We start from the raw sequence: 13,488 nt of genomic DNA on the forward strand, positions 1-13,488 counted from the left end.
GCCAGTGACCGGCCAGTGGTCATCGGCCAGTGACCGGCCAGTGGTCATCGGCCAGTGACCGGCCGGTGGTCGCCGGCCGATGACCGGCGGAGCACGGGGGAGGCCGGCGGGCGGCGGGCCCTCCCGCCGCCCCGCCACGCCCCCGGCTCATCGCGCGCCGGTGGGCGGGGCGCCCCCGGAGTCCGGGTCGGCGCCGACCAGCCGGGCCAGCTCGGTGCGGGTGGTGACGCCGAGCTTCGGATAGACCTTGTAGAGGTGGTATTCGACGGTGCGCGGGCTGAGGAACAGCTTGGCCGCCACGTCCCGGTTGGAGGCGCCCTCGGCGACGAGCCGGGCGATCCGCAGCTCCTGGGGGGTGAGCGCGCTCAGGGCGGCCGGTCCGGGCCGGGAGACGGTCTCCCCCGCGGCCCGCAGCTCGCTGTGGGCCCGCTCCGCCCACGGCTCGGCGCCCAGGCGCTGGAAGGTCTCCAGCGCCGACCGCAGCGGCTGCCGCGCGTCGCCGCTCCGGTGGACCCGGCGGAGCCGCTCGCCGTACAGCAGCGACGTCCGGGCCTGCTCGAAGGGGGCCGGGCCGCCCTCGTCGTGCAGGCGCAGGGCCTCCTCATACAGCGAGAGGGCCGCCCCGCCGTCTTCGAGCAGTGCCCGGCACCGGGCCAGCAGGGCCCGCGACGCCGGGGTCTCGGCGTTCACCGACCACTGCTCCAGGTGGGACACCATGGCACGGGCCGCGTCGTGGTCACCGCACGCGACCGCCGCCTCGACCCGATCCGGGGTCGACCTCCAGACGACCGTGGCCTGCCCGGCGCCGGGCCCGGCGGCGGCCAGCGCGGAGAAACGCGAGTGGGCCGCGGCGAAGCGCCCCATGCCCAGGTCAAGCAGGCCCAGCGCGTACGACGCGGTGCCCGCCCGCAGGCCGATCCGGTGGGGGATGGCGATGGCCAGCGCCTCCTGGGCGTGTTCGCGGCAGGCGGCCTCCTGGCCGCGCACGGCCGCGACGGCCGCGAGGTTCGCCAGGTGCGCGGCGGCGGAGTTGGTGTAGCCCGCCTCGCGGGCGAGCGCCAGCCCCTCCTCGGCGAGCGCGGCGCTGACGGCGAACCGGCCGTTGATCCGCTCGGCCGTCGAGACGAACTCGAGCACCACGGGCAGCTGGCCGGTCAGCCCCGAGACCCTGGCGACCCGGCCGGCCCTGCCGACGAGCTCGGCCGACACGTCGGCCTCTCCCAGGTAGCTCGCCGCCGCGGAGGCCCACAGCAGCTCGGAGGCGGCCGACAGCTCACCGGTCCGCAGCAGCGCCTGCCGCAGCGCGGCCCCGCCCCGCCCCGTGTCCCCGGCGAGCATCGCGCCGATCCCGACCAGGACCGCCCGCAGGAAGGCGTCGCCGCCTTCGGGCAGCGACTCCGCCTGCCGGCCGATGTCGACGATCGCGGCCGTGTCCCCGACGTAGGAGGCGGCCTCGGAGGCGTCGGCCAGCATCTCCAGCGCCTTGCCCGGATCCACCGCGCGGGCATGGCCGGCGCCTTCGAGGAAGATCCGCCAAGCCTCGGCCGCGTCTCCGCTGTGCAGCTCGGAACGTCCCCGCAGCTGGTCGAGCTCGGCGATCAGGAGGGGGTCGTGGGCCAGCTCCCGCGCCTGGGCCCGGTAGGTCTCCGACTGACCGGGGCGACCGCCCAGCCACGCGGCGGTGGCCGCGTCGGTGAGCCGCCGCGCCCGGACGGCGGGTTCGGGGGTGAGCTCGGCCGACCGGGCCAGGGCGACGGCGGCGTCGGCGTATCCGCCCCGTGACCGCGCCCGCTCGGCCGATGCCGCCAGCTCGGCGGCGACGTCCTCGTCCTGGCCCACCGAGGCGGCGGCCCGGTGCCGGGCCCGCCGGTCGGCGTCCCCCTCCAGCAGGGCGGCGAGCGCGGTGTGGACCAGGCGCCGCTGCACCGAACTCGACCGCGTGTACACCGCCGAGCGGATCAGGGGGTGCCGGAAGCGGACCGTCGTCCCCTCCACGCCGACGAGCCCGGCCGCCTCGACCGGATGCAGCTCCGCCGGGTCCACGCCCAGCCGGTCCGCCGCGCCGAGGATCAGCCCCAGGTCACCGCGTCCCTCCACCGCGATGACGAGCGCCATCAGCCGGCCGGCGGCGGAGAGCCGCTCCACCTGGTCGCCGAAGATCTGCCCGAGGCCCGCTCCCACGGGCAGCGGGTCCGGCAGGGCGGCCCTGCCGGCGAGCTGCTCAAGGGTGAGGAGCTCGGCCACCTCACCCAGCGCCAGGGGATTACCGCCGGTCAGCGCGACGAGCTGCTCGCTCACCCGCCGGGCCGGCGGCGCCGCCGACCGGGAGGCGAGCAGGTCGGCCGCGCTCCGCGGGTCGAGGCCCGTGACGTGGAGGTCCGGGACGCCGCGCAGGCTCGCGGTGGCGTCCCCGCGTACGGCGATCAGCATCCCCACGCCCTCGGTCCGCAGGCGCCGGGCCGCGAACAGCAGGGCGTCGGCCGAGGCCTGGTCGATCCACTGGAAGTCGTCGATCAGGCAGAGCAGCCCGCCGGCCGCCGCCGCCTCGGTGAGCAGGGACAGCACGCCCGCCGAGATGAGGAAACGGTCGTCGGTGCGGGTGGAGGCCAGGCCGAGCGCCCCGCGGACGGCCTCGCGCTGCGGGCCGGGCAGCAGGTCCAGCAGCTCCGTCTCCGAGCGCAGCAGCTGGTGCAGCCCGCCGAAGGCCAGCCCCGTCTCCGGCTCCGTGCCCGTCGCCCGCAGCACCCGCATCGGGGCGCCGGCGGCGGCGGCGAGATCCAGCAGCGCCGACTTGCCGACACCCGCCTCGCCACGCAGTACGAGCGCTTGGCCGGCGCCCGCCCGCGCGGCGGCCAGGAGCTCGCCGATCGCGGCGCGCTCGGTCACTCGCCCGTGCAGCGCGAGGCGGTCCTCCGGCTGCCGGACCTGGTCGGCGGTCGTGTCGTGCACCTCGATGAGCTCAGGGATCCCCGTGCCCAAGGAGCACGGCAACCCCTGCGCGATCGGCCCCGGGAGCTCGCCCCCCTCTCGTTCCGTGCCCGACTGTACCGTCTCTCCCGATCTCACCCCCGGCCCGCTCCCGCCCCCGGGACGCGTGCTGAGCGCCGTGACCGTGGCGGGGCGGCTGCCCGCCGGGCAGGGACTCCGGCCGCGTCCGCGTCCGCTCTGCGGCGGTCAGAGCCGGGGGTCAACGTGGATCTTGGGGCCCGGGCCCGAGCCGGTGGGGCGCCGACCCGCCAGGACGTCGCCCACGCCGTCCAGCCCGATGGTGGCGGCCACCAGCGGGCGCGGGTCCACCGTCCCCGAGGCGTAGTGCTCGATCGCCCCGGCGAGGCTGGGGGAGCCGCTCAGGACCCCGACCGCCGTGACGTCCTTGAGCACCATCGTGCGGGTGTCGACGGTGCTCGGGGTGGACGCCAGGCCGATGTAGACCACGCGCCGGCCCGGCTCCACCAGGTCGAGGGCGCGGGCCGGCAGGGCGGGGGAGTTGGCGGCGTCGATGACGGCGTCGAACGGCAGATCCGGGAGACGCTCGGAGGTCCACGCCCCGTGCACCCCGAGCGTGCGGGCGAAGTCGAGCGACGGCTCCGAGAGCCCCATGACATGCACCTCCGCGCCCTGGGCGAGGGCGAACCGGGCGGCGAGCAGGCCGATCGTCCCCGGGCCGAGCACCAGCACCCTGGCGTCCGGCCCGAGGGCCGCGCCCTCGACGGCCCGCAGCGCGTTGCCGCCCGGCTCGACCATGGCGCCGGCCACCGCGTCGACCGTGTCCGGCAGCGCGTGCAGTGCCGTGACCGGGACCGGCAGCTGCTCGGCCAGGGCACCGGGCCATCCGCCGCGGATGCCGATCTCGAAGCGGTCCTCGCACACGTGCTGCAGCCCGGTGCGGCAGCGGCGGCACCGGCCGCAGCCGAGCATGGTGTCGCCGGTGACGCGCCGGCCGATCCAGCTCGCGTCGACGCCCTCGCCCACGGCGGAGACGCTCCCGCACCACTCGTGCCCGATGCGCATCGGATATCCGGCCTGGCCCTCGCGCAGGTAGTCCATGTCGCCGGAGAAGAACTCGGCGTCGGTGCCGCACACCCCGGCCCGCTCGACGTCGACGATGACCTGGCCGGCTGCGGGGACCGGCGGCTCGACGTCCTGCACCGCGAACCGGCGCGGGCCGGTGACGACAAACGCTCTCACGTTCAGCCTTCCCCATCGGCGCGCGGCGGGGTACGGCGTGCCGGCCCGCCGGGGCTCTCGCCGCCGGGAGGGCGGCGCGCCCGGACCCGGACCCGTCCGCCTGGTCGTCGCCGCGGCCCCGCCCGCGAATGATTGAATCCCAAACACTAGAGCAACGTTCGGGCAAGTGGAATGAGAGTGCTATGACCGAGCAGCGCAGCTCACAGTGGTATGCCGGGAGCGACCGCAACGCCTACATCCACCGCGCGTGGATGCGCCGGGGGCTGCCGGCGCACTCCTTCGACGGGCGGCCGCACATCGCGATCGCCAACACCGCCTCCGACCTGACCCCGTGCAACTCCCACCTCGACGAGGTGGCCGAGAGCGTCAAACGGGGGATCTGGGAGGCCGGCGGCGTCCCGATGAACCTCCCGGTCGTCTCGCTGGGGGAGACCCTGGTCCGGCCCACCGCCATGCTGTGGCGGAACATGGCCGCGATGGCGGCCGAGGAGATGCTGCGGGCCAACCCCGTCGACGGCGTGGTGCTGCTGGGCGGCTGCGACAAGACCATCCCGTCCCTGCTGATGGCCGCGGCCTCCGTGGACCTGCCCGCCGTGGTCGTCCCGGGCGGCCCCATGCTGACCGGCACGTTCCGGGGGGTCCCCCTGGGCTGCGGCACCGACGTGTGGAAGCTCAGCGAGGAGGTCCGGGCCGGCACGCTGTCGGAGCAGGCGTTCCTGCGCTCGGAGTCCTCGATGATCCGCAGCAGGGGGCACTGCAACACCATGGGGACGGCCTCGACGATGGCCTGCGTCGCCGAGGCGCTGGGGACCACCGTTCCCGGCCTGGCCGGCACCCCGGCCCCCGACAGCCGGCTGCTCGAAGGCGCCCACGACACCGGCCGGCTCGCCGTCGAACTCGTCGCCGAGGGGCGCCGGCCGAGCAACCTGCTCACCCGCGGCTCCTTCCTCAACGCGATCGTGGCGCTGGCCGCCGTCGGGGGGTCCACCAACGCCGTGGTGCACCTGCTGGCTCTCGCCGGCCGCCTCGGGATCGAGCTCTCGCTCGGCGACTTCGACCGCACCGGCGCCGGCGTGCCGCTCCTGGTCGACCTGCAACCGGCGGGCCGCCACCTGATGGAGGACTTCCACCGCGCGGGCGGGCTGCTCGCCGTACTGCGCGAGGTGCGGGACCTGCTGGACCCGGACGCGCTGACGGTGACGGGCCGGCCGCTGGTCGACCACCTGGACGGCGCGCGGATCTGGGACGGCACCGTCATCCGCCGCCGCGCCGAGCCGTTGCGGGCCGAGGCGGGCATCGCCGTGCTGTACGGGAACCTGGCCCCCTCCGGCGCCGTCGTCAAGCCCGCGGCGGCCTCGCCCGAGCTGATGCGCCACCGGGGCAGGGCCGTCGTCTTCGACAGCGTCGAGGACATGCACGCCCGGATCGACGACCCGGACCTCGACGTCGACGCCTCCTCGGTGCTGGTGCTGCGCGGGTGCGGGCCCAGGGGATACCCGGGGATGCCGGAGGTGGCGAACATGCCGCTGCCCGCCAAGCTCCTGGAGCGGGGGGTGCGGGACATGGTGCGGATCTGCGACGGACGGATGAGCGGCACGGCGTACGGGACGGTTGTGCTGCACGTGGCGCCCGAGGCGGCCGCGGGCGGCCCGCTGGGCCTCATCCGGACCGGGGACCACGTGATCCTGGACGTCGAGGCCAGGCGGCTGGAGGTCGACCTCCCCCAGGAGGAGCTGGACCGGCGCCGGCCCTCGCCCGCCATGGTGGCGGCCTTCGCCGCGCCCGCGCGGGGCTGGGAGCGTCTCTACGTCGACCACGTGATGCAGGCCGACCAGGGCGCTGACCTGGACTTCCTCGTCGGTTCCAGCGGACACGAGGTCTCGCGCGAGTCCCACTGACCGCGGGCGGAGCGGCGGCGCGCTCCGCCCGCGGTGATCGCCGGGTCCGTGGCCGGGGCCGGACGTCAGACCTTGACTGTTCCGCGGTGGTCCTCGCGCCGCTGGGCGGCGAGTTCCCTGTGCAGCTTCTCGCCTTCGATGTCGAGGTCGGGCAGGGCCCGCTCCAGGGCGCGCGGCAGCCACCAGGCCTCGCGGCCGAGCAGCGACATCACCGCCGGCACCAGGGCCATGCGGACGACGAACGCGTCGATGAGCACCCCGACGGCCAGCGCGAAGCCCATGGATTTGATGATCGGGTCGTGCATGAACACGAACCCGCCGAACACGGCGGTCATGATCAGCGCGGCGGCGGTGACGACGCGGGCGTTGTGGCCCATGCCGTTGACGGTGGCCTGCTGGGCGGTGTCGCCGTGGACGAAGTCCTCGCGCATGCGGGAGACGAGGAAGACCTCGTAATCCATGGCCAGGCCGAACAGGATGCCGATGAGGAGGATCGGCAGGAAGCTGACCAGGGGTCCGGGGACGTCGATGCCGAGCAGATCGGCCAGGTGGCCCTGCTGGAAGATGGCCACGGTGATGCCGAACGTGGCGCCGACGGTGAGCAGGAAGCCCAGCGCCGCCTTGAAGGGCACCAGCAGGGAGCGGAACACCAGCATGAGCAGCAGGATCGACAGGCCGACCACGAGCAGGAGGTAGACGGGCATCGCGCCGGCGAGTTTGGCGGAGATGTCGATGCCGATGGCGGTGACTCCGGACAGGGCGATGTCGGCGCCCCGGACGCCGGCCACGCGCTCCCGGATGGAGCGCACGGCCTCCTCGGTGGCCGCGTCGGTGGGGCCGGCCTTGGGGATGACGGTCAGCAGCACGGTCGTGCCCTGCTGGTTGGCCTGCGGCGGGGAGACGGCGAGCACGCCGGGGGTGCCCTGGATCAACTGCGCGGCCTGCTTGGCGGCCGCGCCGGTGGCCTGGGCGTCGTCGCCGGAGACGACGGCGATCAGCCGGCCGTTGAAGCCGGGCCCGAATCCCTCGCTGATCAGGTCGTAGGCCTCGCGGGCCGCGGAGCCGGAGGAGGCGGTGCCGGCGTCGGGCAGTGCCAGGCGCATGTCCTGGACGGGCAAAGCCAGCGCGCCCAGCCCCAGGACGCCGGCCAGCAGGACCGGGACGCGCAGGCGGGTGACGGTCCGGCCCCAGCGGAAGCCGAACCCCTCGCGCCCGGGTCCGGACGCCCGCCCGCCGCGCTGCCCGCGCGGCAGCACCCGGGTGCCGGCGAAGCCGAGGAAGGCGGGCAGCAGGGTGAGGGCGACTAGGACGGCCACCGCGATGGTGGCCGCCGCGGCCAGGCCCATGACGCTCAGGAAGGGGATGCCGACCACGGCGAGGCCGGCCAGGGCGATGACGACGGTGGCGCCGGCGAAGACGACGGCCGAACCCGCGGTGCCGGTCGCACGCCCGGCGGCCTCCTCCGCCTCCATGCCCTCGGCGAGGTACTGGCGGTAGCGGGAGGTGATGAACAGCGAGTAGTCGATCCCGACGGCCAGCCCCAGCATCAGCGCCAGGATGGGCGCGGTGGCGGTCAGCTCGACCACGCCGCTGAGGGCGAACAGCCCGGCCATCCCGGCCGCGACACCGATCAGCGCGTTGAGCAGCGTCATGCCGGCGGCCACCAGGGAGCCGAAGGTGATGACGAGGACCACCGCGGCGACCAGGACACCGAGCGCCTCGGTGGAGCCGATCTCCACCTCGGCCTTCATGATCTCACCGCCGTGCTCGACCCGGAGCCCCCGCACGGAGGAGCCGACCCGCTCGTACGCCGCCCGCTGGGCGTCGGTGACATCGTCGGCGGCGGTGGCGAACTGGACCTGGACCAGCGCGTAGCGGCCGTCCGGTGAGACGGCGCCGACCTGGAAGGGGTCCATGGCGGCGATCACGCCGGGGACCCCGGCGGCCTCCCGCACGACCGGCGCGACCGCGGGGGCGTCGAGTTTCCGCCCCTCGGGCGCCGCGATGACGATGGTGCCGGTGGTGCCGCCGGCCTGCGGGAACTGCCGCCGCAGGGAGTCGAGCGCCCGCTGGGACTCGGTGCCGGGCATCGTGAAGTTGTCGGTGGTGGGGCCCATGAAGGCGGCGGCCGCCCCACCGAGCAGGGCGAGCAGGATCAGCCAGACGGCGAGGACACGTCCTCGGCGGCGGAAGGAGGACCGGCCGAGCCGGTACAGCACAGAAGCCATGACAGTGGTTGTCTTTTCTCGAAGGTTCAGCGGGGTTCGCGGGCGAGTGTCCGCAGGGCGCCGCGGATCAGCTCGGTACGCAGGTCCTCATCCGTCACCTGCACGTCGCTGGCGCTGGTGACGAAGACGGCTCCCACGACCATGTAGGCGGCGACCAGGTCCCCGGGCTCGGTCGAACCGCCCGCCAGCGCCACCAGCAGCCGATCGGTGACGGCGGGGATGGCGCCCAGCGCCGGATGGCTGGTCATCGCGGGAACGTCCTGGAACAGGATCTTGAGCTCACGCCGGAAACGCATGGCCAGATCGACGAAACCGGTGACGGCCGTTTCGGCGGCCCGATCTCCGTCCAGGCCGGAGAGCCGGGCGTCCAGCGCGGCCAGCCCCTCGCCGGCCGGGGTCAGCAGCTCGGTGAGGATCGCGTCCTTGCCGGCGAAGTGATACAGCAAGGACGCCTTCGAGCAGCCCACGACCTGGGCGATGTCGTGCAGCGACGTGCCCTTGTAACCGCCCGTCGCGAACAGCTGCAACGCCGATTCCAGGATGTGGCCGCGCAGGGCGGAAGCGGGACGTGGCATGTCCTCACAATAACTGTCCGATCGGTCAGTCCTGACCGATCGGACAGGATTGAGGTGTGGCCTTCCTCACAGCCGAGGCCGGCCGGGCGGCCGGCGAGTGTCGCCGGCCGCCCGGGACGGCTCGGCGCCGGCGCCCGGTACGATCCGCGTTCCGGTCCGATCCCTTCTGGCGGCGGTGGCCGTCTTATGGTCATGGACACGTGTCGGCGCGGGCGGAGGTAGCCGTGGTGGAGGACCGAGGCAGTGGCGGTCTGGCGGAGGAAGCGGCTGTGGCGGGCGCCGCGGTGGCCGGTGACGAGGAGGCGGCTGTGGTGGGCGCCGCGGTGGCCGGTGACGAGGGGGCGTTCGGAGCGCTCGCCGAGTCCGTCCGCCGGGAGCTGCGGGTGCACTGCTACCGCATGCTCGGCTCCTACGACGAGGCTGAGGACATCGTTCAGGAGACGTTCCTGCGGGCGTGGCGCCGCCGGGAGACCTACGAGGGGCGGTCGACGTTCCGGGCCTGGCTGTACAAGATCGCGACGAACGCGTGCCTGGACGTGATCGACCGGAACAGGCGGCGGGCGGCCCCCTACCAGGTTCCGCCGCTGGTCGATCCGGGCGCGCCGGTGCGGCCGCCCGCTTACGTGCCGTGGTTGCAGCCGGTCCCGGACCGGCTGCTGGAGCCGGCCGCCGACAGTGTCGAGGGGCCGGAGTCGGCGGCGGTCGCGCGCGAGACGATCGAGCTCGCCTTCCTGGTGGCGATCCAGCACCTGCCCGCCCGGCAGCGGGCCGTGTTGATCACCAGGGACGTGCTGGGCTGGCCGGCCGCCGAGACGGCCGCGCTGCTGGGCACCAGCCTGGCGTCGGTGAAGAGCGCGTTGCAGCGGGCGCGGGCGACGCTGAAGCAGCACCTGCCGCAGCGGCGCGAGGACTGGGCGCCGCCGGCCGAGCCGAGCGCGGACGAGCGCGCGCTGTTGCGGCGCTACGTCCAGGCGCATGAGCGGGCCGATCTGGGCGCGCTCGCCGGGATGCTCGCCGAGGACGTGCAGATGACGATGCCGCCGCAGCCGGCGTGGCTGGTCGGGCGGAGCGCGCTGCTGGCCTTCAGCGGACAGGTCTTCGACGCCGGTTCGGAGTGGTTTCACGGGCGCTGGCGCAGCGTCGTCACCGGCGCGAATCTGCAGCCCGCGGTGGCGCACTACGTCGAACGCCCCACGGCGGGCGAGATCAGGGACCCGGCCGGACGGTTCCACGGCCAGGTGCTGGACGTGCTGCGGATCGACGGCGGCCGGATCACCGCGATCACGTCGTTCGAACCGCGCTGCTTCGCGGCGTTCGGCCTGCCCCCGGTCCTGCCGTGAGCGCGGGATTCCGGCGCCGCGAAGTGGTCCTGGCCTGCGGTGAGGTCCGCGACTACGACGCGGCCGCCTGGCGCGACGCGCTCGTCCGGGTGCAGGGTGCGGGGGTCGAGCTCGAAACGGTCAGCGGCGCCCGCCGGCGCTTCGGCCACGGCGCGGTGCTGTGCCTGGCCGGTCTTCCGCTGCGCGCGCTGCGCAATCCGGGGCCAGGGCTGGTCACGCTGATCGCGATAAGCCGGGACCGGACCGATTCCTTCTCCGCCGAGGTGCCGTCATACAGCCAAGAACACGTCACAACGCCTGAAACGGAGCAGCAACCATGTCTACCACCGGGGAAAAGACGGTCGCGGTGAACGCGTCGCTCCTCTCCAAGGACGGAACCGAGATCGCGTTCGAGCGGCTCGGCGCCGGGCCCGCGGTCATCCTCGTGTCCTCGGCACTGGCCGACCGCTCCGACGCCCGTAAGCTCGCCGGCCTGCTCGCCCAGCACTTCACCGTGATCAACTACGACCGGCGGGGCCGGGGCGCCAGCGGCGACGCCACCGGGTACGCGGTCGAACGCGAGGTCGAGGACATCGCGGCCCTGATCGACGAGGTCGGGGGGCCGGCGTCGGTGTTCGGGAGCTCATCGGGGGCGGTGCTGGCGCTGCGTGCCGCGGCGGCCGGGCTCGACATCGAGAAACTGGTGCTCTACGAGCCGCCGTTCGTGATCGGCGACGACGGCTCCGGCCCGCCCGAGGACTACGCCCGGCATCTCGACGCGCTGCTGGCCGCCGGCCGGCGCGGTGACGCGGTCAAATACTTCATGACCGAGGCACAGGGCATGCCCGCGTTCATGGTGACCATGATGCGGCTGATGCCGGGTGTGTGGTCGAGCCTCAAGGCGCTGGCGCACACGCTGCCCTACGACGCCGCGGTGATGGGCGAGACCCAGCGGGGCAGGCCGCTGGAGGCCGGCCGATGGGCGGCCGCGGAAGCGCCGGCCCTGGTGCTGACCGGCGGCAGGAGCCCGGCCGGATTCCACAGTGCCGCACGGGCGCTGGCCGACATCCTGCCCGGCGCCGAGCACCGTACCCTGCCCGGTCTCAACCACGGCGCGGTGGTCATGGCCCCCGGAAAGCTCGCGCCCGCGCTCGTGGAATTCCTGTACGGCTGAGCCGGGCACCGATCCCTTTCCGGGCGCCGTGCCGTCATACAAGCAGATCCGACAACATCGAAGCGGACAGGAGACACTCATGTCGAACAAGCAGGACACCGCGATGGCCGCGCTCGACCGGCTCGCCGGCACCTGGGAGGTAAGCGGCGAGGCGACCGGCCAGGTCACCTACTCCTGGCTGGCAGGCGGTCACTTCCTCAAGCAGGAAGTCGACATCCGGCAGGCCGGCCAGGACATCGTCGGCATCGAGATCATCGGCCGGGAGAGGCTGTTCGGCGCCGAGGAACCGAGCAAGGACATCAAGTCCCGGTTCTACGGCAGCCAGGGCGAGACTCTCGACTACGTCTACGAGATCGACGGCGACACGCTCACCATCTGGGGCGGGGAGAAAGGCTCGCCCGCCTACTACCGCGCGGTGTTCAGCTCCGACGGCGACACCCTGTCCGGGGACTGGATCTGGCCCGGCGGCGGCTACCACGCCGAACAGCGCCGCATCCGATGAACGCGCCCGGGGCGAGCGGCCTGTCCCGGGCTCCGGTGGTCACGCTGGTGACGGCCGGGCCGTCGGACGGGGACGCCGCGGGGTCCGGGTTCAGCGGTCGTTGACGGGCTGGTCGTCCTGGTAGACGTCGGGGATGCTGTCGTGGTCGCGATCGGCGGTCTCGATCTCGTGGATGCGCCGGTAGGCGCGGTTGCGCAGGCGGAGGATCACCGTCGCGGCCAGCGCCGCGAGCAGGGAGCCGGCCAGGACCGCCACCTTGACGTGCTCGCCGCGGCCGGTGCCGGCTCCGAAGGCCAGCTCCCCGACGAGCAGGGACACGGTGAACCCGATGCCCCCCAGGACCGCCAGCCCGGCGACATCGACCCAGGCCAGGTTCTCGTCCAGGTCGGCGCGGGTGAAGCGGGCCACCAGCCAGGTGGCGGCCATGATCCCGATAGGTTTGCCGACGATGAGCCCCGCGACGACGCCGATCGCGACCGGGTCGGCCAGCGCGGTGGCCGGCCCGCTCGGGCCGCCCAGGGCGACGCCGGCCGACAGGAAGGCGAAGACCGGGACGGCCACCCCGGCCGAGATCGGCCGGAAGCGGTGCTCGAAGTGCTCGGCCAGGCCGGGACCGGCCTGCGGGCCGCCGGCCTGCTCGCTGCGGGCGACCGGTACGGCGAAGCCCAGCAGCACACCGGCGACGGTGGCGTGCACCCCGGAGGCGTGCACCAGCGCCCAGACGGCGGCGGCCAGCGGCAGCAGCAGCCACCACGAGCGCACCCGCCGCTGGACCAGCCAGGTGAAGGCCGCCAGCGGCACCAGCGCGCCCAGCAGCGGCAGCGGAGACAGGTGCGCGGTGTAGAACACGGCGATGATCGCGATGGCCAGCAGGTCGTCGACCACGGCCAAGGTGAGCAGGAACGTGCGCAGCGCCGACGGCAGATACCGGCCGATGACCGCGAGCACGGCCAGCGCGAACGCGATGTCGGTGGCGGTGGGGATGGCCCACCCCTTCGCCCCGTCCCCGCCGGCGCCGAGGACGACCGCCAGGTACAGCACGGCGGGGACGATCACGCCGCCGAGCGCGGCCGCGACCGGTACCGCGGCCCGGCGCACATCGCGCAGGTCACCGGCGACGAACTCGCGTTTGAGCTCCAGCCCGGCGACGAAGAAGAAGATCGCCAGAAGGCCGTCGGCGGCCCAGGCCGCCAGGTCCAGATCCAGATGCAGCGCCGCGGGCCCGACCCGCACCGCGCGCAGCGCCTCGTAGGAGCCCGACCACGGCGAGTTCGCCCACACCATCGCCAGCACCGCCCCGGCCAGCAGCAGAGCCCCGCCGATGGTCTCCTTGCGGAGGATGTCGGCGATGCGGCGGGCCTCGGGCCACGAGCCGCGGCTGAACAGGCGAGGCGGGTTGGCGGTCACGGGCGCTTCCTTCCGGGGTCGGGTCAACCGTCGCCGACCAGACTTCCCGGCACACCACCACCCACCCTACCGGCGAGCCCGGCGTTCCCGGCCGTCGGGTCCGCCCGGGCGGACCCGACGGAGCGTCAAAAAAAAGCGAACACAAAAAATAGAAATGGGGGGGGGGGACCACAAAAAAGAAACAAGAAAAAAAAAAA

At 74.1% G+C, this 13,488-nt stretch carries 10 protein-coding genes; 5 read left to right on the top strand and 5 right to left on the bottom strand.

The window, feature by feature from the left end:
- Positions 1 to 147 precede the first annotated feature (147 nt).
- Entirely contained in the window at positions 148 to 2,949 is a 2,802-nt protein-coding gene (locus ACWDS7_RS39140) for a LuxR C-terminal-related transcriptional regulator (protein WP_451933375.1), read from the bottom strand.
- A 225-nt stretch (positions 2,950 to 3,174) separates the two neighbouring features.
- Positions 3,175 to 4,188, bottom strand: a complete 1,014-nt coding sequence (locus ACWDS7_RS39145; RefSeq protein WP_451933376.1) for a zinc-dependent alcohol dehydrogenase — start codon at positions 4,186 to 4,188, stop codon at positions 3,175 to 3,177.
- 182 nt (positions 4,189 to 4,370) lie between these two features.
- Here ACWDS7_RS39145 and ACWDS7_RS39150 point away from each other — a divergent pair, with 182 nt between their 5' ends.
- Complete coding sequence (locus ACWDS7_RS39150; RefSeq protein WP_451933377.1) at positions 4,371 to 6,086, top strand: IlvD/Edd family dehydratase; 1,716 nt, start codon at positions 4,371 to 4,373, stop codon at positions 6,084 to 6,086.
- Between the two features lie 65 nt (positions 6,087 to 6,151).
- On the opposite strand, the gene ACWDS7_RS39155 is transcribed toward ACWDS7_RS39150, so the two are convergent.
- Positions 6,152 to 8,314 (bottom strand): MMPL family transporter, encoded by a 2,163-nt coding sequence (locus tag ACWDS7_RS39155; protein WP_451933378.1) that lies wholly within the window; start codon positions 8,312 to 8,314, stop codon positions 6,152 to 6,154.
- 26 nt (positions 8,315 to 8,340) lie between these two features.
- On the bottom strand, positions 8,341 to 8,889 hold the full coding sequence (locus ACWDS7_RS39160) for a TetR/AcrR family transcriptional regulator (RefSeq protein ID WP_451933379.1): 549 nt from the start codon (positions 8,887 to 8,889) through the stop codon (positions 8,341 to 8,343).
- Between the two features lie 224 nt (positions 8,890 to 9,113).
- Here ACWDS7_RS39160 and ACWDS7_RS39165 point away from each other — a divergent pair, with 224 nt between their 5' ends.
- The 4 genes from ACWDS7_RS39165 (at position 9,114) to ACWDS7_RS39180 (ending at position 11,884) form a co-directional block, all read left to right on the top strand.
- On the top strand, positions 9,114 to 10,229 hold the full coding sequence (locus ACWDS7_RS39165) for an RNA polymerase subunit sigma-70 (RefSeq protein ID WP_451933380.1): 1,116 nt from the start codon (positions 9,114 to 9,116) through the stop codon (positions 10,227 to 10,229).
- The gene (locus tag ACWDS7_RS39170) at positions 10,226 to 10,579 is read left to right on the top strand and encodes a hypothetical protein (protein WP_451933381.1); all 354 of its coding nucleotides are present in this window, start codon (positions 10,226 to 10,228) and stop codon (positions 10,577 to 10,579) included. The genes ACWDS7_RS39165 and ACWDS7_RS39170 overlap by 4 nt, the downstream gene beginning before the upstream one ends.
- Positions 10,546 to 11,382 (top strand): alpha/beta fold hydrolase, encoded by an 837-nt coding sequence (locus tag ACWDS7_RS39175; protein WP_451933382.1) that lies wholly within the window; start codon positions 10,546 to 10,548, stop codon positions 11,380 to 11,382. Before ACWDS7_RS39170 ends, ACWDS7_RS39175 begins: the two co-directional genes overlap by 34 nt.
- 79 nt (positions 11,383 to 11,461) lie before the next feature.
- Positions 11,462 to 11,884, top strand: a complete 423-nt coding sequence (locus ACWDS7_RS39180; protein ID WP_451933383.1) for a hypothetical protein — start codon at positions 11,462 to 11,464, stop codon at positions 11,882 to 11,884.
- Between the two features lie 90 nt (positions 11,885 to 11,974).
- On the opposite strand, the gene nhaA is transcribed toward ACWDS7_RS39180, so the two are convergent.
- Positions 11,975 to 13,291, bottom strand: a complete 1,317-nt coding sequence (nhaA, locus tag ACWDS7_RS39185) for a Na+/H+ antiporter NhaA (RefSeq protein ID WP_451933384.1) — start codon at positions 13,289 to 13,291, stop codon at positions 11,975 to 11,977.
- Positions 13,292 to 13,488: the final 197 nt, after the last annotated feature.

Source organism: Streptosporangium sp. NPDC003464 (assembly GCF_053588315.1).